This is a genomic window from Kineosporiaceae bacterium (assembly GCA_016713225.1).
Taxonomy (GTDB): domain Bacteria; phylum Actinomycetota; class Actinomycetes; order Actinomycetales; family Kineosporiaceae; genus JADJPO01.
Map to the genome: position 1 here is coordinate 474,123 of JADJPO010000002.1, position 21,057 is coordinate 495,179.

Genomic DNA, 21,057 nt, shown 5'->3' on the forward strand with positions numbered 1-21,057 from the left:
TAGTTGCGCCCGGCGGCTACGGTGACCCGATGACCCGCATCCTCGACCGTCTGAGCGAGCTCGGACTCGCGCTGCCGTCGGTGGCCACGCCGGTGGCCGCCTATGTTCCCGCCGTCCTGGACGACGGTCTCGTCTGGACCGCCGGGCAGCTGCCCTTCGTGGCCGGCGCCCTGCCGCAGACCGGCCTGGTGGGCAGCGAGGCAGGGCAGGTCAGCCCCGAGGACGCCGCCGCGCTGGCCCGCATCTGTGCCCTGAACGCCCTGGCCGCCGTGGGATCGGTGGTCGACCTCGACCGCGTCGAACGCATCGTCAAGGTGGTGGCCTTCGTGGCCAGCGCGCCCGGCTTCACCGGCCAGCCCCTGGTGGCCAACGGTGCCAGCGGCCTGCTGCAGGAGGTGTTCGGCGATGCCGGGGTGCACGCGCGCAGCGCGGTCGGGGTGGCCGTCCTGCCGTTGAACAGCCCGGTCGAGATCGAGTTGGTCGCCCGCATCCGCCCCTGAGGGAGGTCGTGGAGGTCGCCGTCCCGATTCGGGCGGTCGGCCGCTCAGCGATCGCGGGTGGCGCGGTTCTCGGCGGTGGTGAGGTCGAGTACGACCACGGAGGCGAACACCCCGGTGGCCAGGCTGAGCACGTCACCGCGGGTGCGGTCGTCGTCCGCCATGCCGTCCAGGGCATCGCCGGCGGCGGCGCGCACCTTCTGGCCCGCCTCGGCGGCCGCGGCGGCCACCTCGAGCGCGCGCTCGACCGGCACACCGTGTTTGACCAGGCCGGCCACCATGGTGACGAACGGTCGCTCGGCCATCAGTCGCCCTCGTGAGCGCCGCACCACGCCGGCCCGGGCCAGGTCGTCGAGGGTCTTGTCGAAGCGCGCGGGGTCGGCGACGTCGACCCGGCTCAGAATGGTCTCGAGCGAGGCGGTCGCGGTGCGGGGTGGCGCCGGTTCGGCCGTCCGGCCGCCGCGGCGGGACAGCGCCCCCCGGCTCGGCAGCCAGGCGCGGTCGAGACCGGTGGCCAGCGAGCCGCCGTCCGACAGATACCCGGCGATCAGGTTCAGGGAAGCGCCGCTTTCGCGGGCCTGGTGGATCTCACGCAGCCGCTCGAGATGCCGCGAGTCGTAGATCGAGTGCCGACCGCGACGGACCGGCGGGGGGATGAGCCCGCGGGTTTGGTAGGACCGCACGTTGCGAACCGTCATGGCCGCTGCCTCGGCCAACTGCGGCAGCGTGAACGTGCGTGACTTCTGTGGCGTCATCCGTGAACTTCCCCCTACACCCGCTCTTGCAGGTCTCACCCACTGGTGGGCGCCCCCGAGTTCCCGTGCAGATCGTGAATCACCGTGGTAGCGCAACGTGCCGGGACGTACTCTAACGCGTTGTTCAGAAAACCCGGACCCAAATGTGACAGGTCATCGTCCGGGCGTCGAATACTCGCCGGTAGCCCCCGGAACACGGCGCCGGTGGTGATCAGTGTGACCTACATGGTCGGATTGTGACGATTCAGGCAGTCTAGAGCGTTGATCGGCGCCCTGTGGATCGTGGTGGATCGTGATGCACGGTCGATGGCCGATGCGCCACCGGGGTACCTCGGGTGAGGATGGCACTGTGTTGCGTGACTTCCCGTTGTCGGCGGCGCTGTCCGCCCGGCTGGCCGCTCATCGGGCCGACGCCAGTGCCGTTCGCGCTGTGCCGGTCGTGCCGCCGGTGCCCGCGCGGGATGCCGCCACGGTGATGCTGGTGGACGATCTGCCCGAGGGTGGGGTGCGGGTGATCGCGTTTCGTCGTCACCGCAGCCTGGCCTTCGCCCCGGGAATGCTGGTCTTCCCCGGGGGTGCCGTCGAGCCCGCTGATCACGCCCTGGCGCGCGCCCTCGGCGGGCCGGACGCGGTGGGTGGACCGCTGGACGGCGTGCTGGTGGCCGCCGTCCGAGAGACCTTCGAGGAGTGTGGCGTCCTGATCGCCGTGCCCGAGGACGCCTCGAGCCCCGTCCCGGCGCCGGGTCTCGCCGAGGCTCGGGAGGCCCTGCTGGCCGGGCGCACCGACCTGGCCGGGGTGCTGCGGTCCACCGGAACCGGTCTGCGGGCCGGCCTGCTGCGCCCCTGGGCGCACTGGATCACCCCGGACTTCGAGTCCCGCCGGTTCGACACCCGGTTCTTCGTCGCGGCGATGCCCGCGGGGCAACAGGTGCAGACCTTCGGTCGTGAGGCCGAGGACGGCATGGACGGGGTCGACGGTCCGGCGACCGCGCGGGCGGAGGGCGGCTGGTTCGGCGCCGCCGCCGCCGTGGCCCGCCATCGCGCCGGCGATCTGGCCATGTTGCCGCCGACGTTGGTGTGCTTGGAGGAACTGGCAGCGGCATCGTCGGTCGCCGCCGTGCTGGCCGTGCCGCGACGTCCGCAGCCGGTGTTGCCGTGGCCGGTCGAGGTGCCCGGCGCCGACGGTGCGGGCCGGATGGTGTTGCGGGTCGACCTGGACGGCGCCGGCGGCGGACGGGCACCGTGAGTGGGGCGGCGGTCTGGGCGTTCGGGTCATCGGCGCCCTGGTCCGGCGGGGACGTCGGGGTAGCGGCGCACTGCGTCCTGGCACCCAACCCCGGCCCGATGACGCTGGACGGAACCAACACCTGGGTGCTGTCGGCGCCGGGGTCGGATCGAGCCGTGGTGATCGACCCCGGGCCGGACGACGCGGCGCACCTGCGCGCCGTCCGGGAGGCGGTCGAGCGGCGCGGGTGCCGGTCGGTGGCGGCCGTGCTGTTGACGCACGGACATGCCGATCACAGCGCCGGGGCAGGCCGGTTCGCGCGCTCGTTCGGGATCGGGGTGCGGGCGCTGGACCCGGCGCACCGGCTGGGCAGCGAGGGCCTGGCGGCCGGCGACGCGCTCGAGGTCGGTGACCTGCGGGTCGACGTGGTGGCCACTCCGGGACACACCGGCGACTCCCTGTGCTTCGTCCTCGGCCGGGATGCCCCGGATGCCGGTGTGCACGATGCCGAGACGGTGGTGCTCACCGGCGACACCGTGCTGGGCCGGGGAACCGCGGTGATCTATCACCCGGACGGCGTGCTGGCCGACTACCTGGCCTCGCTGCGCCGGTTGGAGGCCCTGGCCACCGACCTCGGGTGCCGAGCGTTGCTACCGGGCCACGGTCCAGTGCTGGACGATCCCGTCGCGGTGCTGGCCGGCTACCACCAGCATCGTCTGGATCGCCTGGACGAGGTGCAGGCGGCGCTGAACGCCGGGGCGCGCACGGCGTCCGAGGTCGTCGGGTTCATCTACGCCGACGTCAACCCGCGGCTGTGGCCCGCCGCCGAGCGCAGTGTCCGTGCGGCCCTGGCGTATCTGGATCGCGCCGCGGACTGACTCGCCCACCGACCCGGGGCCAACCGGTGCGAAACCTGCTCATGCTCCGCAGGTGACCAGCGACAACGAGGTCATGACGCCGAAATGCGTCATCGGCGGAGCATGAGCAGTCACCCGCGGAGCATGAGCGGGTTTGGGGGGTGGTTTGGTCAGCGGGCGCGGCGGCGGAGGCGGTCGATGTCCAGCAGCAGGACGGCGCGCTGGTCCAGGCGCAGCCAGCCGCGGGCGGCGAAGTCGGCCAGGGCCTTGTTGACCGTCTCGCGTGAGGCGCCGACCAACTGGGCCAACTCCTCCTGGGTGAGGTCGTGGGTGACGCGCAACCCCTCGTCGGTCGGCGTGCCGAAGCGCTCGGACAGGTCCAGCAGGGCCTTGGCCACCCGACCCGGCACATCGGAGAACACCAGATCGGCCAGCGCCTCGTTGGTGCGCCGCAGCCGCCGGGCCAGCGAACGCAGCAGCTGGCGCGCGACGTCCGGGCGGCCGTTCAGCCAGGTGGCGAGGTCGTCGCTGCCCACGCCGAGCAGCGAGGTGTCGGCGACGGCGGTCGCCGTGGCGTTGCGGGGACCGGGATCGAACAGCGAGAGCTCGCCGAACATCTCGCCGGGGCCCAGGATCGCCAGCAGGTTCTCGCGACCGTCGCCGGAGGCGCGTCCCAGTTTGATCTTGCCGTCGACGATGATGTACAGCCGGTCGCCCGGATCGCCCTCGGTGAACAGCACCTCGCCGCGGCCCACCTCGCGTGTGGTCATCGTGGCTTTGAGTGCTGCTGCCGCTTCGTCGTCGAGCGCCGCAAACAACGGCGCCTGACGTACGACGTCGTCGTCCACCTGGCTACCCCTCTCGAACTGCCCGACGGTGTGATGCGCTCCGGCCAAGGGAACGCTACCGTCCGTGGCCGGACGCCGGTAGCCGCAGTTGACTGTTCACTGGCTGCTGAGCAGGCTCAGACGCCAGTTTTTGTGGGGATTCGCGCCGTGCGGTTGCTGTTTCTCCCCGGATTCGGGTCGGATCCGTTCGGATCAGTGTCGATCAGTGTCCGGGGCTGCAGGCGCAGGACCGCAGCGCCAGGGCGTAGCTGTCGAGATCGTGCAGGACGGCGCGCAGCTGCTCGAGGACCCCGACCTCACCCAGCGCATCGGTCTGGGGCAGGCCGACCAGGCGCCGCAGATTGCACGGCAGCCGTGGCACCGAGGGCAGCTCGCGGACCACGGGTTCGTCCAGCGAGGTCACCGCGGCGACCGCCAGGTCGAGCCGGGCGGCGACCAGCCGGCGCCAGTACTCGACCTCGCGCAGCTCGGCGCTGATCCGTCCCCCGTCGTGGTCACCGTGGTCACCGTGGTCACCGTGGTCACCGCCGTCGCCACCGTCACGTCCGTCACGTCCAGCACGTCCGGCACGTCCGTGGTGCGCCCCGAGCCCGACGGTCGTGCCCATCGGCCTGCTCATCGTCGCGTCGGTTCCGCTCACCTGTGGCTCCCCTGAATCGTGTCCCGATCTGCGGAGTGGATCGTCGTCGCAGGTCAGAGCCTTGACAGAGGCGGGCGGTGGACCACCCTTGCGGCTCAGGACGCTCACCCGCCCGGCGTGAGGACGGCCACGGCCGGTGTCCGGACGGCGGCGACGTAGGCTGTCGGGGTGGCTCGGGCAGGTGGTGGTGACGACGTGGTGACGCCGCGCAGTGGGCGGCCCGGTGGCGTTCGGCCTGATGTCGCGCTGGTGCGTCGTGCCCGCCGCATGCACCGGGTGCTGGCCGAACGCCACCCGGACGCGCACTGCGAACTCGACCACGCCTCGCCGCTGCAATTACTGGTGGCCACCATCTTGTCCGCGCAGTGCACCGACAAGATGGTCAATCAGGTGACGCCCGAGCTGTTCCGTCGTTACCCGACGGCGGCCGACTACGCCGCCGCCGACCGCAGCGAGGTCGAGGAGCTGATCCGGCCGACCGGGTTCTTTCGAGCCAAGACGAATTCCCTGATCTCGCTCGGGGCCGCGTTGGTGATCGACCACGACGGTCGGGTACCGAACCGGTTGCAGCAGCTGGTCACACTCCCCGGGGTGGGTCGCAAGACCGCCAATGTCGTGCTGGGCAACGCCTTCGGCGTCCCGGGGATCACGGTCGACACCCACGTCGGACGGCTCGCGAGGCGCTTCGGCTGGACGACGTCGGAGGACCCGGTCGTGATCGAGCACGAGATCGGGGCGCTGTTCGAGCGTCGGGACTGGACCATGCTCAGCCATCGGATGATCTTTCACGGCCGGCGGATCTGCCACGCGCGTCGTCCGGCCTGCGGTGCCTGCCCCCTGGCCGGGCGCAGCCTGTGCCCGTCGTCCGGGATCGGCGAGACGGACCCGGCCAAGGCTGCCGGGCTGGTCAAGGGACCCGTGCTGGTCGAGCCGCCGGTCCAGCCGCCGATCCAGCCGCGGGTCGAGGCCGACGCATGATGCCCACCGAGGTCCCGGCGGACGCCGACCACGCCCCGGCCTGGTTCGCGCCGCTGCAGCACGTGCTCGACGTGGCCACGGTCGACCAGTTGAGCCGGTTCAGCCCGCCCCCCGGGCATCATCGGCACTCGGCCGTGCTGTTGCTGTTCGGGCACGGTCTGGACGACGACCACGCCGCTCGCCCCGCCGGGGTGCACCCTCCGGCCGGCGGCACCGGGGTGGACATCCTGTTGACCGAGCGCTCGTCGACGCTGCGCTCGCACGCGGGCCAGGTGTGCTTTCCCGGCGGCCGGCTGGACCCGACCGACGCCAGCCCGGTCGCGGCCGCGTTGCGCGAGGCGCAGGAGGAGACCGGGCTCGAGCCGGACGGCGTGACGGTCGCCGGCAGCCTTCCCGATCTCTATCTCCCCCCCAGCGATTACGTCGTGACGCCGGTGGTGGCCTGGTGGGCGCGGCCGAGCCCGGTCGGGGTGGTCGATCCCGGCGAGGTGGCACGCGTCGTCCGGGTTCCGGTGAGTGAGCTGGTCGATCCGGTGAACCGCTTCCTGGTGCACCACCCCAGCGGCTTCGTCGGGCCGGGTTTCGCGGTGCGCGGACTGTTCGTCTGGGGCTTCACGGCCGGCATCCTGGACCGGGTGCTGCGGTTGGCGGGCTGGGAACAGCCCTGGGACCACACCAAACGCCGCGAGGTCCCCGCGGTCCCCGAACCGGCGCAGGTGGACACCATCGAGGCCGGTGGTGGTTCGTGATCGACCTGCTCATGCTGGTGGTGATCGTCTGGTACGCGATCGCGGGGACGAAGCAGGGACTGGCCGTGGGCGCGCTGTCGCTGGGCGGGTTCATCGGCGGTGCCGTGCTCGGCATGCGAGTGATCCCGATGATCGCCGACCGGCTGCTCACCGGCGCATCACGCTCGGTGGTGCTGCTGGTCGGGGTGCTGGTGACCGCCTGGCTCGGCCAGGTGCTCGGGTCGGTGCTCGGCGGGCGGGTACGGCGCACCATGGCTCGCTCCGGGGCGGGGACGCTCGATCAGGTGCTCGGCGGTGTGGCGGGCCTGCTGGCGATCTCGCTGGTGCTCTGGTTCGTGGGCGGAGCGGTGCGTCAGCTACCCAACCCCACCCTGGCCCGGGCCGTCTCCGGATCGCGCGTGCTGCACGTGATCGACGCCGTGGTGCCGTCCTGGATGGCCGGCTGGGCCGGCGGGTTCCGGCAGGCGGTGTCGGACTCGCCGTTCCCGCGGGTGTTCGAAGGGGTCGCCCGAGAGCGGATCCAGCCGGTGTCGCCGCCGAACTCCAAGGCGGTTCCGGCCGCCGTCCAGGCCAAGATCAAGCGTTCGGTGGTCAAGATCGTCGGTGACGCCCGCTCGTGCGGTCGGGGCCAGGAGGGCAGCGGTGTCGTGGTCGCCCCCCACCGCGTGGTGACCAACGCCCACGTGGTGGCGGCGGTGAACGCGCCGCAGGTGATGCTGGCCGGGTCGGACCGGCGCCACGCGGCCCGCGTCGTCCTGTTCGACCCGCGCACCGATCTGGCCGTGCTCGCGGTGCCCGACCTGACGGCGCCTGCCCTGCCCTTGGGGGACAACCTGGAGCGCAACGCGGACGCCGTGGTCGCCGGCTACCCGGAGAACGGCCCGTACCGCGTCGTGCCGGCGCGCGTTCGCGCGATCCTGCAGGCCAGTGGCGAGGACATCTACGGTGGATCCGGAGCCGAGCGGCAGGTGTACTCCCTGTTCGCCACGGTGCACCAGGGAAACTCGGGCGGTCCCCTGATCGCCGCCGACGGGACGCTGGCCGGCATCGTGTTCGCCAAGTCGCTGGACGACGAGCAGACCGGGTACGCACTGACCATGGACGAGGTGCGGGACGAGATCGCGCGGGGCGTGGCCGCCACGACCCCGATCGGTACCGGGCGCTGCGCCGCGGGGTGACCGGTGGTCGGTGACCGGGTGATGACCGGGTGTTGATCGAACCGTTATGCGGCAGTGACCAGGAGCGACCGGACTGTCGGGACCTGGCCGGGATCGGATGAGACGTCCGGTGTGAGCCTCGGTATCGTGATCGCAACATAGGTCCCGCTCCTCCACCCGAGGGGCCGGCTGGATCACGGGGGAGCGGATGGGAGACGCAGGATCGACGGCCCGAACGAGTCGGCGGGGGCGGATCGTGCTCGTCGGGGCGCTCGCGGTGCTCATCGGCCTGCTGATCGGTGGCGCCCTGACCATCAGCTTGACGGCTCGCTCCGATCTGAACCGGCAAGCCGTCCAGCTCACCTCGCTGCGCGAGCAGCAGCGCCGGGACGCCGCGGAGACCCCGCCGCCGGATCTGGGTACCACGCCTGACCTCGACGCCGGCGCCCGCGCCCAGTTGACCAGCGACCTCGCCGCGGTTCGCGAGGCCGACCGCGCGGTCGACACCGAGATCTCCACCTGGCTGCGGGGTGACACCGAGCTCTCGCAGGTGTGGAAGGCGTTGGGGCGGTGCATGTTCCGCGTGGACTCCTATGACCGGCTGGCGGCCCGGTTCGCCGCCGCACAATTGGCCGGGTTGCCGTCCGCGATCGATCTGACGGCCGACGCCACGGACTGTGGCAGGGCCACCATCGACCGGCGTGCCAAGGCGGGATCGCTGTGAGCGCCGAGCGTCTGATCCCGCCGCCGCTACCCGAACCGGCGCCGGGGGCGACGACGGTGGACGAGACGCCGCTGGCCGTCGTCCATTCCGTGGGCAGCGGACCGGACCGGCTCTCGATCGAGATCACGGCCGACGAGGGCGAGGCCGCCACGCCGGGGCCGGCACCGCAGGACGACGAAGCACCCGACCCCGAGATGGTCGACGAACCCGAGACGGTCGACGAACCCGAGATGGTCGAAGAAGCCGAGACGGTCGAAGAAGCCGAGACGGTCGACGAACCCGAGACGGTCGAGGCGGCAGAGACGGCCGAGCCCGCGCAGGTGAGCGAGGCCGCGCAGCCGGCGGATGCCGCGGGGCCGGCCGACGACGAGGTCAGCCTGGACGAGCAGGCCGTGGACGGCGAGGCCGTTGTCGACGAGCCCGTTGTCGACGAGGCTGTGGACGACGAGGCCGATCTCGAGCCGGACCTCGAGGCGGACCTCGAGCCGGACTTCGAGCCGGAGAAGGGTGGTTCCGAGGCTGCGGCGGCCCCCGACGGGCTGGACGACGTGGCGCCGGACCCCTCGGCCGAGGACGAGGACACCCCGGTCAGCGGCCTGCGGCCGCAGGTCGAGGCCGCCCGTGACAGCGCGCCGCCCGACGCCGCAGGGACATCGCCGTCGGCACCCGCGACGGTTCCGGACACCCCTGTCACCGGGATCGGGACCGTGCGCTCGCCGGTGCCCTTCGAGGTGCCGGAGGTCGAGGACGACCAGCCGGACCTGGTGAGCCGATTGGTGACGCCGCTGAGCGCGGCCGCCCTGGTTCTGGTCCTGCTGATCGCTGCGGTCGCGGTGTGGTCGGGGCAGCAACGGCAGGCGCGCGATCGCGAGATCGAGTCCCTGACGGCTGCCCACGCCGACCACGTCGCCGAGTTCGATCGACGTCGGAGCAGCTATCAGGCGCGTTCGACGGAGCTGTCGGCGAGCTTCACCAGCCTGGGCGTCCCGGCCCGCTGGTCCGCCGTGGCCACCACGAATGCCGAGCGCCGCAGGCTGGCTGCCCGGGCCGACAAGCGGTATGCGGGGACCGCCTACGTGCGCACCGGTGACGCCTTCCAGCTCGTCGCTGTCCAGTACCACTGCCTCGCCGCGGTGATCGACTACAACCGGTCGGCGGCGCCGTTCCCGGACCTGATTCGCCGGACGCTGCCCGCCCAGGTCGACATGAGCGACGACAATCTCAATTGCGGGGTACTGGCCTGGGAGTGAGCAGGCGCGCCGTCGTGGCGGTCGGCCGCGGCGCGACGTCCGACAACCAGTCGAGCACGCGCGAGGTCACCGCATCAGGTGCTTCCTCGGGTAGGAAATGCCCTGCGCCGGAAAGGATCTGGGCGTTCAACGGGCCCTCGACCCAGCGTCTCGACTCGGCGGCAGCGCGCGGCGGCACCCAGACATCGCGCGCTCCGTGCAGCTGCAGCACCGGGCAGGCGATCGGCCGGTCGAGGGCCTCGACGAGCTCGCGTGACTCGCGCCGTCCGATGCTGCGGGCAGCTCGACGGAAGTACTCCAGGGACGTGGTGGCCACGAACGGCAGCCGCATCGCGCGCTGGTAGCGCACCGTGGCCGCCGGATCGGGTGCCCCGTCGCCCCACCACCGTCGCATCAGCTCGGCCACCCCGTCACCCCGGGTGAGGCGACGCTCGGCCAGCCAGGGGGTTTGGAACGCCAGCACCTGAGCGAAGGTACGCCAACTGCCGCCGCGCACCATGGCGCTGCGCATGGTGAGCGGGTGGCCCATGGACAGCACGCCGATCGCGCGGGTGGTGCGGGGCTGCAGGTTGGCGCAGGCCCAGGCGATCCAGGCCCCCCAGTCGTGACCCACGATCACGGCGTCCGGCTCGCCCAGCGCGCGGATCACCCCGGCCACGTCCGCCGCCAGGGTCTCGGTGTCGTACCCGCGAGGGGGCTTGTCGCTGGCGCCGTATCCGCGCAGGTCCATCGCCACCACGCGATACCCGGCCCGGGCCAGGTCGGGGATCTGATGTCGCCAGGCCCACCAGAACTGCGGAAAACCGTGCAGCAGCAGCACGAGTGGTCCGGCGGCCGCACGGGACGTGTGACCCGGCGAATCCCCGTTTATGCCGATGCCGATGCCGGCGTCGATGCCGATGCCGTTGCCGTTGCCGGCGGGCTCGGCCGAGCCGTGGCCGGCCAGCCCTTCGACGCAATGGAAGCGCGCCCCGTTCGCGCTGACCAGCCGATGTCGCCACGGCCCCTCGACGAGGATCTCGGCCGCGTCGACGGTCACCGGCTGCGGGTCGGTGTGACCGCGGCGATGGTCTGGCGCGCCGAGCGCATCGCGCGCTCGGGCGGCCCGACCCGAGAGACCCGGGACTTGCCGACGAGAACGAGGACGGCGGCCAGCAGCAGACACACCAGCGCCACCACCAGGAAGGCCAGCCACGGCGCCAGCCCCACGGCGACCAGGCCGTACCCGGCGGCGATGCTCAGCAGGATGCTCGCGAGCAGCCCCAGGTATCCGGCGGCGCCGAACAGACCCCCTGCCACCGCCCCATTGCGTACGTCGGCCGCGATCTCGGCCTTCGCCAGCGCCATCTCTGCCCGCAGGATGGCGGACATGTCGTCGGTCGCCTGGGCCACGAGCTGGCCGAGCGTGCGTTCCTGGCTCGTGGCTGTCGTCGGCTCGGCCATCTCAACTCCTCCGCGTCGGACTCCCCTGCGCGTCGAGCCTACGGCCTGATCGACGTGGTGACCTCTCGGCAGTGCCCGGCGAAACCGTCTCGTTGTCCAGCGTCGAGCCCCGTCGAACGGCATCGAACGATGTCGAACGGCGTCAGTGACCGCTGATCTGGTGGATGAACCGGCCGACCTCCGAACGCAGGTGTTCGGCCAGCCCGACGAGTCCGTCGTCCTCGGCGGCGCCGTCGCTGGAGCCACGGATCGAGGTGGCGATCCCGCCCACCTGCTGGTCCATGTCACGAATGCGTTGGGTGACCGCCTCCAGGGCGCGGATGGCCTCCGCTGCGGCCTCCTGGACGGCCTCGACCCGCGTGATGATCGCCTCGCTGGACGACGTCGCCTCGTCGGCGAGCGCCTTCACCTCGGAGGCCACGACCGCGAAGCCCCGACCGGACCGGCCCGCCCGAGCCGCCTCGATGGTGGCGTTCAGGGCCAGCATGCGGGTCTGGACGGCGACCTGGGTGATCAGGTCGACGGCCCGGCGGATCTCCTGTGAGCTGGTGCGCAGCCCCTCGACGGTGTCGGTGACGCGCGAGGCGTCGTCCACCGCCTCACGGGCGAAGTCGACCACCCCGGCGGCGACGCCACCCATGGTGCCGGCCGACTCGGCGAGCTGGTCACAGACCTTCAACACGGCGCTGTCCAGCTCGGCCCCGAGCTCCTGGCGCTCGGCGCTCGACTCGGCGAGCTGCTGCTGCGACGTCTGCATGGCCCGACGACCCTCGTCGATGATGCGGGCACTGTCGCCGAAGGCGCCTTGCAGGCCGGTCTGCAGCATGCGGCGGTAGGTCACCCCCTGGCTGACGCTGGACACCGCGGCGGCGCCCTCGCGGACGTAGGCGTCGATGATGTCGAGCAGCCGGTTGACGGCCGAGGAGGCGGCGTGGATGTCGGGGTCCTCGGTCTGGACGATGTAGCGGGGCTCCAGGTCGCCGTAGGACGCCGCCGTGCAGATCTTGGTCAGGCTCCGCAGCGCGGTCCGGACGTCCTTGTCCATCACCGGCACGACCTTGGCCTGCTTGGCGCGTCGACGGGCCATGGAGGACATGGAGGACATGGAGGACGTGGAGGACGTGGACGGGGTCTTGGCCATCGGGTTCACGGGGTCACCGCCCAGATCAGCTCGTCGTAGGTCATGCCCTTGTCCCGCAGGAAGTCCATCAGGACCTCGGTCGAGGCCGCCATGCCCTCACGTGGGGTGGCGTGCGAGCGTTCCGCCTGACGCATCTTCTGGTAGAGCGGCACGACGGCGGCGATGGAGGCCGGGTGGGGTGCCCGCCGGTTGGAGTGGTAGCCGATCACCTGGCCCGAGCGGTTGAAGGTCGGGGTGACGTGGGCGAACACCCAGTAGTGGTCGCCGTTGTTGGCCATGTTGATCACATAGGCGAAGATCTCGCGCTTGGCGTCGATGGTGTCCCAGAGCAGCTTGAACACCGTCATGGGCATGTCCGGGTGGCGCACCAGGTTGTGCGGCTTGCCCAGCAACTCGTCCTGGCGGTAGCCACTGATGGTGATGAAGACATCGTTGGCGTACGTGATCACACCTCGGGTGTCCGTCTTGGTGACGATGAAATCGTCCGCCGGTAGGTGTCGCTCGACACCCGTGGGCTCGATGGTGGCCTGACGCACCGGATGGACCCCTTCCCAGCTGCCCTTGGCGCGACCCGCGCCACGGATCGATGACCGTCGTGGTTGGGCGTCGGCTCACCAGCGCATCACCTTGAGTCTCACCATCGTCCGGAGACCTCTGGCCGGGACGCAGATCGGCCCCCCGTGTGGTGCCGGGGGGCCGATCTGGTGTTCGGGTCGAGCCGGTGAGGATCAGTCCTCGGACGGCTTGGCCATGCCCTTGGCGATCAGCGACATCACGCCGGCGTCGGCCAGCGTCGTGGCGTCGCCGACCTCACGGCCCTCGGCGATGTCACGCAGCAACCGGCGCATGATCTTGCCGGAGCGGGTCTTGGGCAGCTCCGAGACGATCATGATCTGGCGCGGCTTGGCGATCGGGCCGATCTCCTTGGCGACGTGGTTGCGCAGGTCGGCGATCACCGTCTTCTCGTCGGTGCCCTCCATGGCCCCCGAGCGCACGATGACGAAGGCCACGACGGCCTGCCCGGTGGTCTCGTCGGTGGCGCCGACGACGGCCGACTCGGCCACCTTCGGGTGCGAGACCAGCGCCGACTCGATCTCGGTGGTCGACAGCCGGTGGCCGGAGACGTTCATGACGTCGTCCACCCGGCCGAGCAGCCAGATGTCGCCGTCCTCGTCCTTCTTCGCCCCGTCACCGGCGAAGTACAGCTTGGGCCACCGCGACCAGTAGGTCTCCTTGTAGCGCTCGGGGTCGCCCCAGATGCCGCGCAGCATGGCCGGCCACGGCTCGGTCAGCACCAGGTAGCCGCCGCCGCCGTTGGGCACCGAGTGCGCCTCGTCGTCCACCACGTCGGCCGCGATACCGGGCAGCGGCTTCTGCGCCGAACCGGGCTTGGCGGTGGTGACGCCCGGCAGCGGGCTGATCATGATGCCGCCGGTCTCGGTCTGCCACCAGGTGTCCACGATCGGGGCCTTGTCGCCACCGATGACCCGGCGGTACCAGATCCAGGCCTCGGGGTTGATCGACTCACCGACGCTGCCCATCACGCGGATGGTCGACAGGTCGAACTTGTTCGGGATCTGCTCGCCCCACTTCATGAACGTGCGGATCGCGGTGGGAGCGGTGTAGAGGATCGTGACGCCGTACTTCTGCACGATCTCCCACCAGCGGCCCTGGTGCGGGCTGTCCGGGGTGCCCTCGTACATCACCTGGGTGGCGCCGTTGGCCAGCGGACCGTAGGTGATGTAGGTGTGCCCGGTGACCCAGCCGACGTCCGCGGTGCACCAGTAGACGTCGGTCTCGGGGTGCAGGTCGAAGACGTTCCTGTGGGTGTAGGCGGCCTGGGTGAGGTAGCCACCGGTGGTGTGCAGGATGCCCTTGGGCTTACCGGTGGTGCCCGAGGTGTACAGGATGAACAGCGGGTGCTCGGCGTCCATCGGCTCGGGGGTGTGCTCGGTGGAGGCGGCCGCCAGGGCGTCGTGCCACCAGATGTCGCGGCCCTCGGTCCAGGCGACGTCCTGCTTGGTGCGCTGGACGACGAGCACGTTGGTGATGGTCGGGCACTCGGTGATGGCCTCGTCGACGGCGGGCTTGAGCGCGGACGGCGCGCCGCGGCGGTAGCCACCGTCGGAGGTGATGACGACCTTGGCCTCGGCGTCCTGGATGCGGCTGCGCAGCGCCTCGGCCGAGAAGCCACCGAAGACCACCGAGTGCGGGGCACCCAGGCGGGCGCACGCCAGCATCGCGATCGCGGCCTCGGGGATCATCGGCAGGTAGATGGCGACCCGGTCGCCCGTGCCGACACCCAGCGCGGCCAGCGCGTTGGCGGCCTGGCTGACCTCGTCCTTGAGCTGGGCGTAGGTGATGGTGCGGGTGTCGCCGGGCTCACCCTCGAAGTGGATGGCCACGCGGTCGCCGTTGCCGGCCTCGACGTGGCGGTCGACGCAGTTGTAGGCCACGTTGAGCGTGCCGCCGACGAACCACTTCGCGAAGGGGGCGTTGCTCCAGTCCAACACCTGGGACCAGTCGCTGTTCCAGGTCAGGTTGCGCGCCTGCTCGTCCCAGAACGCCAGACGGTCGGCGGCGGCCTTGTCGTAGAGGTCGGCCTGGCCGATGGCGTTGGCGGAGAACTCGGGGTCGGGTGGGAAGCGTCGGTCCTCGTGGCTGAGGTTCTCGATGGCGTCGCTGGACATGCGGTGGCCTCCATGGATCGGCACGTGGCGGCAGCTCTCGGTGCGAAAGGCACCTGGATGACAGTGAACTAGCACGTGAGGCTAGTCACGGTGTGAGCTGGGGAACAGGCCCTGTCGCCCAAGGATGCCGGTCAGCGCGGCTGTCCCTGCGACGGACGGCTCAGGCGTCCGGTCGAGCGTCGGGCGTCGGTGCGGGTAGTCCACTCGTCAACCACGCCACCGCCTCTGCGGCGGACCAGCTCTGCGGGTCGCCGCCTCGCTGCGCGTTCTCGCCGTCCAGCTTGCGGGCACCGGTGAGGTCGGAGCCCAGGGTGACCAGCGGAACCTCGCTGTACCCATCCTTGCGGTTCTGGCCCAGTCCGACGTCGGCCATCAGGGCGTTGCACAGGCAGTTCGACCCCTCGGCGCCGGCGGCGTCGCCCCCCTTGCGGGCGAAGACGTCCAGCGGCTCGGCGGGGCAGCGGTAGCCGATGTTCTCGCCGCGCACGTACGGCGTGCGCAGGTAGCCCAGGTCACACAGTCGTGGGCGGGCGGCGTACACCTCGGCGTCGGCCAGGGTGCCGGGCAGCTGGGCCACCTTGAACGGGAACCCGGTGGGCGAGGCACCTGCGCTGTTGCGCACCACCAACGTGCCCTCGCGCAACTCACCGAGCAGCTTCTCGCGCAGGTCGTCGGCCAGCCCCGACTCGTGGCAGAGCGCGAACAGGGTGCCGACCTGGACGCCGGCCGCACCGAGTGACAGCGCCTCGGCCACCTTGTCGGGCTCGCCGTACCCACCCGCGAGCCAGAACGGCAGTCCGATCTTGGCGAGCATGCCGAGGTTGGCCTCGTCGCGCGGACCGTAGATCGGCTGGCCGTGCTCGTCCAGCTCCATCTGACCCCGGGGCGGGGCGCTGTGACCGCCGGCGGTCGGGCCCTCGACCACGAAACCGTCGGGCTTGGTGGCCGGGTCGCGGGACAGGAACTGGGCCAGCACGTGGGAGGAGACGATCGCCAGGAACTGCGGACGGCGCGTCGTCGGCAGCGCCTCGCCCTCGCCCAGCAACGCGGCCGGGTCGAGGGTCTGCGGCATCGCCGATCCGCCCGAGACGTCGACGCTGATGGTGCCGGGGCGTCCGGCGGCCAGGTCGGTGAGCAACTGGGGGAGCTCGCGGGGGATGCCCGCGCCCATGAGCACGTAGTCCACGCCGGCCAGCACCGCGCCGTAGGCGGCACCCGGGGTCGCCATCTGCAGCTTCTCGAGGTAGTTGACCCCGACCAGGCCGGACATCTCGGCGTCCGGGCCGAGCAGATCGCTCGCCGGGTCGTCCGGCACCGGGTGGTGGCCGTACTTGGCCAGCCAGACCTCCACGAAGTTGCCCAGCACCGACAGGTCGTCGCTGTCGCGCTCGCTGTGGGTGCGGGCGGTGCCGTTCGGGCCGGTGTGGATCGCCAGCCGGGGCACCGGCAGGTAGGGCGCGCCGTCCAGCCCGTTCGGGCGGAAGTACTTGGTCAGTACCCGCTGCGCCAGCGCTCGCAGCGGGAAGTGCGCCACGGCGCGGCGCAGGTGGCCGGTGGGGTCGCCGTCCTGCAACCGGCGGGCGACGGAGGCGTCCAGCGCGGTGCCCGAGACGACGCCCAGCTGGCCGGACCGGGCGACGGCGTTGGCCAGCTGCCAGGACGACACCCCGACCCCCATGCCGCCCTGGATGACGACGGGCGGGCGTGCGGGGGCCTGTGCGGTCATGGATGACACCTTCTGGGCACTCGAAGGGGGTGGACGGCGGTGCAGCGGGGCCCGCCGCGAACGGTGGGCTCCACCGCATTGTCGGGGACGGCGGGTGCCTGCGTCCCCGAGACAGGCTACGCAACCGTAACCTGATTCGCCGCCACTGCCGACTTCACCTGGTTCGGGCGGGCGCCGGGCTGGCACCGCGCTCATCCCGGACGAGCGCAACGTGACATCGCGCTCATCCCGGACGAGCGCAATGTCACGTCACGCTCGCTGGACGAGTGCAACGTGACATCGCGCTCACCGGGGACGAGCGTGATGTGGGGGCAAACGGGCCGGTGGCCGGCGCGCGTCGGGAGGCACGCACACCGGCCACCGGGGTCGGGATGTGTGACGTCAGTGCGAGACGGCCTTCTCGGCGCCGGCACCGGTGAGCGAACGAACCTCCATCTCGGCGTTCTTCGCCAGGTCCGGCTGCTCCTTGCTGGTGACCGATCCCAGCCAGCCCAGGAAGAAGGCCAGCGGGACCGAGACCAGACCCGGGTTCTCCAGCGGGAACCAGCTGAAGTCGATGCTCGGGTCGGTGATCATCGACGCGCTCACCTTGGCCGGGGCCACGGGGGCCTTGCCGGACACGACGGGCGAGAAGATGATCAGGGTCAGCGACGAGATGAGACCGCCATAGATGCTCCACACCGCGCCGCGGGTGGTGAACTTCTTCCAGAACAGCGAGTACAGGATCGTCGGCAGGTTCGCCGACGCCGCCACCGCGAAGGCCAGGGCCACGAGGAAGGCGATGTTCTGGTCCTTGGCGAGCATGCCACCGAAGATGGCGATGACACCGATGACGACGGCGGTGATGCGGGCCACCCGGACTTCGTCGTCCGGGTTGATCTGCCCCTTCTTGATCACGGTGGAGTAGATGTCGTGAGCGAAGGACGCCGAGGCGGCGATCGTCAGACCCGCCACCACCGCCAGGATCGTCGCGAAGGCGACACCGGAGATGACGCCGAGGAAGATCTCGCCGCCGAGTTCGAAGGCGAGCAGCGGGGCTGCCGCGTTGGCCTTGCCGGGGGCGGCGTTGATGGCCTTGGTGCCGACCAGCTCCATGGCGCCGTAGCCCAGGGTCAGGGTGAACAGGTAGAACAGGCCGATCAGCCAGATCGCCCAGACCACGCTGCGGCGGGCCTCCTTGGCGGTAGGCACGGTGTAGAACCGCATCAGCACGTGCGGCAGACCCGCGGTGCCGAGCACCAGGGCGATCGACAACGAAATGAAGTCGATCTTGGAGAGTGTGGTCTTACCGTACTTCAGGCCGGGCTCGAGGAACTTGTGCGCCGGGGTCGCCTTGGCGGCCTCCTCCGAGGCGCGGGCCGCACCCTCGCCGAGCAGCGAGGACAGGTTGAACCCGAACTTGCCCAGCACCCAGACCGACATGATGGCCGCACCGGCGATCAGCAGTCCGGCCTTGATGATCTGCACCCAGGTGGTGCCCTTCATGCCACCGACCAGGACGTAGGTGATCATGAGGACGCCGACGATGGCGATGGTGATGTTCTGCGCGGCAGCGCCGGAGACACCGAGCAGCAGGTTGACCAGACCGCCGGCGCCGGCCATCTGGGCCAGCAGGTAGAACAACGAGATGGCCAGGGTCGACACTGCGGCCGCGGTGCGCACCGGGCCCTGACGCAGTCGGAAGGACAGCACGTCGGCCATCGTGAACTTGCCGGTGTTGCGCAACAGCTCGGCGACCAACAGCAGGGCGACGAGCCAGGCCACGAGGAAGCCGATGGAGTACATGAAGCCGTCGTAGCCGGTGGTGGCGATGGCGCCGGCGATCCCCAGGAACGAGGCTGCCGACAAGTAGTCACCGGCGATGGCTATGCCGTTCTGGCGCCCGGAGAAGGCGCGGCCGCCGGCGTAGTAGTCCGCCGCGCTCTTGTTCTGCTTCGAGACGCGGATGACGATGGCCAGGGTGAACAGCACGAACAGGATAAAGATCGAGATGTTGACCTTCGGGTTGCCGACGCTGGATGCGGCGAGGAACGAACCGGCGGTCATCGGGTGCCTCCCTCGATGCGCTCACGCAGGACGGTTGCTGCCGGGTCGAACACCTTGTCGGCCCACCGGGTGTACCAGGTGGTGATCGCGAACGTGGTGACGAACTGCAGCAGGCCGAGAACCAAGCCGATGTTGATGTTGCCTGCGACCTTGGTCGACATGAAGCCGGGGGCGAAGGCGGCCAGGAGGACGTAGGCGAAGTACCAGATGAGGAACAGAGCCGTCACCGGGAACACGAACTTGCGGAAGGTGGACCGCAACTGCGCGAACTCGGGGGTGGCCTGCACCTCCTCGTAACTCGTGCCGCCCGAAGGTCGGCGAGGATGCGTCGTAGACACGAGACCTCCCTCTCGCGGGCACCCGCGCAGGTCCGGAGGCTCCGGGATGCTGGCGAGTAACCCTGCAGAATGGACGCGCCGGATGGCGCACGTGGGTGGAGCAGTGTGACTGGCCTCACTGTGTTGGAGGAACTTTGGTCCTGGGAAGCCCCGGGGGGTCCGCGGCGTCCAGCGGTGCTGCAGGTTCGATGTGCGGGACGTCACGATGCGTTCAATGGGCGAGGTTCTGCGCCAAGTGGTCCAGGTCTCTTCAGCGACCGGTTACGGCGTCCCCGCCGGGCCCGGCGTGCAGCCCGAGGCCCTCGGGGGCGTGCAGCCGCACCAGGACACGCGCTGCGTCCGGTGGAGCGGTACGCCGTGTGGCCAGTGAGACGCCCACCATGAGCGCGAAGGCGATCGGCACCGACCAGGCGGCCGGTTGGGCCAGCAGTGCGTTCGCCAATCGGGACGACGTCCCGCCCGCGATGGTGATCAGAGTGGCGGCCACGGCGAGGGTGCCACCGACCACCAGACCGACCTGGGCGCCCATGCGGGTCAGACCACGCCACCAGATGCCGAGCACCAACAGCGGGCAGAAGGTCGAGGCCGCGACGGCGAAGGCCAACCCCACGGTGTCGGCGATACTCACCTTGATCGTGATCGCCGAGAGGGCCGCCGGCACCACCACGGCGATCAACGAGCCGATCCGGAAGCCCTGCACGCTGGTACGCAGCCGTCCGCGCAGCAGATCCTGACTGAGCACGCCGGCGACCGAGACGGTCAGCCCGCTCGAGGTCGACAGGAAGGCGGCGAAGGCTCCTGCGGTGACCAGGGCGGTGAGGATCTCGGCCCAGGGGTGACCCACCATGCGGCTGGGCAGCAGGAGCACGACCGCGTCCGTGCGCCCGGTCAGTAGCAGTTCAGGGGTGTAGAGCCGCCCGAGCGCCCCGTAGAACGGCGGGAACAGGTAGAACAACCCGAGCAGCGGGATCACGGCCAGCGTGGTGCGCCGGGCGGCGCGGCCGGTGGGGTTGGTGTAGAAGCGCACCAGCACGTGCGGCAGGCCCATGGTGCCGAACAGCAGGGCCAGCAGCAGCGAGTACACCCGGTACAGCGGGTACTCGCGTCCACCGGCGCCCGAGGACGGCGTGACCCAGTCCTGGCCGTCGCTGACGTCGATCCCGTGGGCGTGCGGTACCGGTGCCCCGGCCGGCAGGGTGACCTGGGTGCCGCGGGCGAGGTCGACCTCGCCGGCCTCCCACCGCATCGGTCCGTCGACGGCGGTGCCGTTCACCACGCCGTCCACCTGCACGGTGATCGGGTAGGTGACCCGCACCCGCAGGCTCTCGGGGACGGTGACGCTGGTCTGGGTGCTCACCCGGGGTACGGCGGGGCCGGCGGGATCGGGGGCGCCGTCGGCTCGCCACACGAAGATCAGGATGATCAGCGGGATCGAGATCGCGGTGAGCTTCAACCAGAACTGGAACGCCTGCACGAAGGTGATCGAGCGCATGCCGCCCGCCACCACGTTGATGAGCACGATGACCGAGACCAGCGTGCCACCGAGCCAGCTCGGGGCGCCGGTGACGGTGCGCAACGCCAGACCCGAGGCGTGGAACTGCGCCAGCAGGTAGAGCCATCCGATGCCGACGACCAGGGTCGAGGACATTCGACGCACGCTCAGCGACCCCAGGCGGATCTCGGCGAAGTCCGGCAGCGTGTAGGCGCCCGAGCGGCGCAACGGGGCGGCGACCAGGGCCAGCAGCACCAGGTACCCGGCGGTGTAGCCGAGCGGGTACCAGAGGATGTCGCCGCCGTAGGCCAGGGTCAGGCCGGCGATGCCGAGGAAGCTGGCCGCCGACAGGTACTCCCCGCCGATCGCGGACGCGTTCCACAACGGGCTGACCGCGCGGCTGGCGACATAGAAGTCGGACGTCGTGCGCGACAGCCGCAACCCCAGCGTGCCGACCCCCAGGGTCGCCACCCCGACCAGGATCAGGGCGGCCACGGCCGG

At 70.9% G+C, this 21,057-nt stretch carries 20 protein-coding genes; 8 read left to right on the top strand and 12 right to left on the bottom strand.

The annotated features are described in order from the left end of the window. Nucleotides 1–29 precede the first annotated feature (29 nt). A complete protein-coding gene (locus IPK24_08185) occupies nucleotides 30–500 on the top strand; it encodes a RidA family protein (GenBank protein ID MBK8075530.1) in 471 nt (156 codons plus the stop codon). 44 nt (nucleotides 501–544) lie between these two features. Here IPK24_08185 and IPK24_08190 read toward each other — a convergent pair whose 3' ends face one another. Further along, nucleotides 545–1,252: a MerR family transcriptional regulator gene (locus tag IPK24_08190; GenBank protein MBK8075531.1), complete on the bottom strand. Its 708-nt coding sequence runs from the start codon at nucleotides 1,250–1,252 to the stop codon at nucleotides 545–547. A 349-nt stretch (nucleotides 1,253–1,601) separates the two neighbouring features. Between IPK24_08190 and IPK24_08195 the strand changes: the two genes are divergently transcribed. Then, complete coding sequence (locus IPK24_08195; GenBank protein ID MBK8075532.1) at nucleotides 1,602–2,498, top strand: NUDIX hydrolase; 897 nt, start codon at nucleotides 1,602–1,604, stop codon at nucleotides 2,496–2,498. Between the two features lie 98 nt (nucleotides 2,499–2,596). Further along, nucleotides 2,597–3,355, top strand: a complete 759-nt coding sequence (locus IPK24_08200; protein MBK8075533.1) for an MBL fold metallo-hydrolase — start codon at nucleotides 2,597–2,599, stop codon at nucleotides 3,353–3,355. 149 nt (nucleotides 3,356–3,504) lie between these two features. On the opposite strand, the gene IPK24_08205 is transcribed toward IPK24_08200, so the two are convergent. Together IPK24_08205 and IPK24_08210 are read right to left on the bottom strand one after the other, a co-directional pair. Further along, entirely contained in the window at nucleotides 3,505–4,104 is a 600-nt protein-coding gene (locus IPK24_08205; protein MBK8075534.1) for a Crp/Fnr family transcriptional regulator, read from the bottom strand. Nucleotides 4,105–4,384: 280 nt separating this feature from the next. Beyond that, nucleotides 4,385–4,822 (bottom strand): hypothetical protein, encoded by a 438-nt coding sequence (locus IPK24_08210; GenBank protein MBK8075535.1) that lies wholly within the window; start codon nucleotides 4,820–4,822, stop codon nucleotides 4,385–4,387. A gap of 267 nt (nucleotides 4,823–5,089) precedes the next feature. Between IPK24_08210 and nth the strand changes: the two genes are divergently transcribed. The 5 genes from nth to IPK24_08235 all read left to right on the top strand — a co-directional run bounded on the left by nth (nucleotide 5,090) and on the right by IPK24_08235 (nucleotide 9,680). Further along, nucleotides 5,090–5,800 carry an endonuclease III gene (gene nth / locus IPK24_08215; protein ID MBK8075536.1) on the top strand — a complete coding sequence of 237 codons (711 nt, stop codon included), beginning with the start codon at nucleotides 5,090–5,092 and terminating at the stop codon, nucleotides 5,798–5,800. After that, on the top strand, nucleotides 5,800–6,549 hold the full coding sequence (locus IPK24_08220; protein ID MBK8075537.1) for a CoA pyrophosphatase: 750 nt from the start codon (nucleotides 5,800–5,802) through the stop codon (nucleotides 6,547–6,549). The genes nth and IPK24_08220 overlap by 1 nt, the downstream gene beginning before the upstream one ends. Beyond that, nucleotides 6,546–7,727: a MarP family serine protease gene (locus IPK24_08225; protein MBK8075538.1), complete on the top strand. Its 1,182-nt coding sequence runs from the start codon at nucleotides 6,546–6,548 to the stop codon at nucleotides 7,725–7,727. Before IPK24_08220 ends, IPK24_08225 begins: the two co-directional genes overlap by 4 nt. A 187-nt stretch (nucleotides 7,728–7,914) precedes the next feature. Beyond that, nucleotides 7,915–8,430, top strand: a complete 516-nt coding sequence (locus IPK24_08230; protein ID MBK8075539.1) for a hypothetical protein — start codon at nucleotides 7,915–7,917, stop codon at nucleotides 8,428–8,430. Beyond that, a complete protein-coding gene (locus IPK24_08235) occupies nucleotides 8,427–9,680 on the top strand; it encodes a hypothetical protein (GenBank protein MBK8075540.1) in 1,254 nt (417 codons plus the stop codon). Before IPK24_08230 ends, IPK24_08235 begins: the two co-directional genes overlap by 4 nt. Here the strand turns inward: IPK24_08235 and IPK24_08240 are convergent. The 9 genes from IPK24_08240 to IPK24_08280 all read right to left on the bottom strand — a co-directional run bounded on the left by IPK24_08240 (nucleotide 9,652) and on the right by IPK24_08280 (nucleotide 21,051). After that, entirely contained in the window at nucleotides 9,652–10,719 is a 1,068-nt protein-coding gene (locus IPK24_08240) for an alpha/beta hydrolase (protein ID MBK8075541.1), read from the bottom strand. The two genes, IPK24_08235 and IPK24_08240, sit on opposite strands and share 29 nt — an antisense overlap. Continuing rightward, on the bottom strand, nucleotides 10,716–11,123 hold the full coding sequence (locus tag IPK24_08245) for a phage holin family protein (GenBank protein ID MBK8075542.1): 408 nt from the start codon (nucleotides 11,121–11,123) through the stop codon (nucleotides 10,716–10,718). Before IPK24_08245 ends, IPK24_08240 begins: the two co-directional genes overlap by 4 nt. Before the next feature lie 142 nt (nucleotides 11,124–11,265). Further along, nucleotides 11,266–11,763, bottom strand: a complete 498-nt coding sequence (locus tag IPK24_08250) for a hypothetical protein (protein MBK8075543.1) — start codon at nucleotides 11,761–11,763, stop codon at nucleotides 11,266–11,268. Nucleotides 11,764–12,269: 506 nt separating this feature from the next. Then, on the bottom strand, nucleotides 12,270–12,800 hold the full coding sequence (locus IPK24_08255) for a PAS domain-containing protein (protein MBK8075544.1): 531 nt from the start codon (nucleotides 12,798–12,800) through the stop codon (nucleotides 12,270–12,272). 192 nt (nucleotides 12,801–12,992) lie between these two features. Beyond that, nucleotides 12,993–14,954, bottom strand: a complete 1,962-nt coding sequence (gene acs / locus IPK24_08260; protein MBK8075545.1) for an acetate--CoA ligase — start codon at nucleotides 14,952–14,954, stop codon at nucleotides 12,993–12,995. Nucleotides 14,955–15,114: 160 nt separating this feature from the next. Continuing rightward, nucleotides 15,115–16,632: a nitronate monooxygenase gene (locus IPK24_08265; protein ID MBK8075546.1), complete on the bottom strand. Its 1,518-nt coding sequence runs from the start codon at nucleotides 16,630–16,632 to the stop codon at nucleotides 15,115–15,117. A 429-nt stretch (nucleotides 16,633–17,061) separates the two neighbouring features. Further along, nucleotides 17,062–18,726 (bottom strand): cation acetate symporter, encoded by a 1,665-nt coding sequence (locus tag IPK24_08270; GenBank protein MBK8075547.1) that lies wholly within the window; start codon nucleotides 18,724–18,726, stop codon nucleotides 17,062–17,064. Beyond that, nucleotides 18,723–19,064: a DUF485 domain-containing protein gene (locus tag IPK24_08275; GenBank protein MBK8075548.1), complete on the bottom strand. Its 342-nt coding sequence runs from the start codon at nucleotides 19,062–19,064 to the stop codon at nucleotides 18,723–18,725. The genes IPK24_08270 and IPK24_08275 overlap by 4 nt, the downstream gene beginning before the upstream one ends. A 250-nt stretch (nucleotides 19,065–19,314) precedes the next feature. After that, nucleotides 19,315–21,051, bottom strand: coding sequence for a cation acetate symporter (locus IPK24_08280; GenBank protein ID MBK8075549.1), 1,737 nt, complete (start codon nucleotides 21,049–21,051; stop codon nucleotides 19,315–19,317). Nucleotides 21,052–21,057 lie beyond the last annotated feature (6 nt).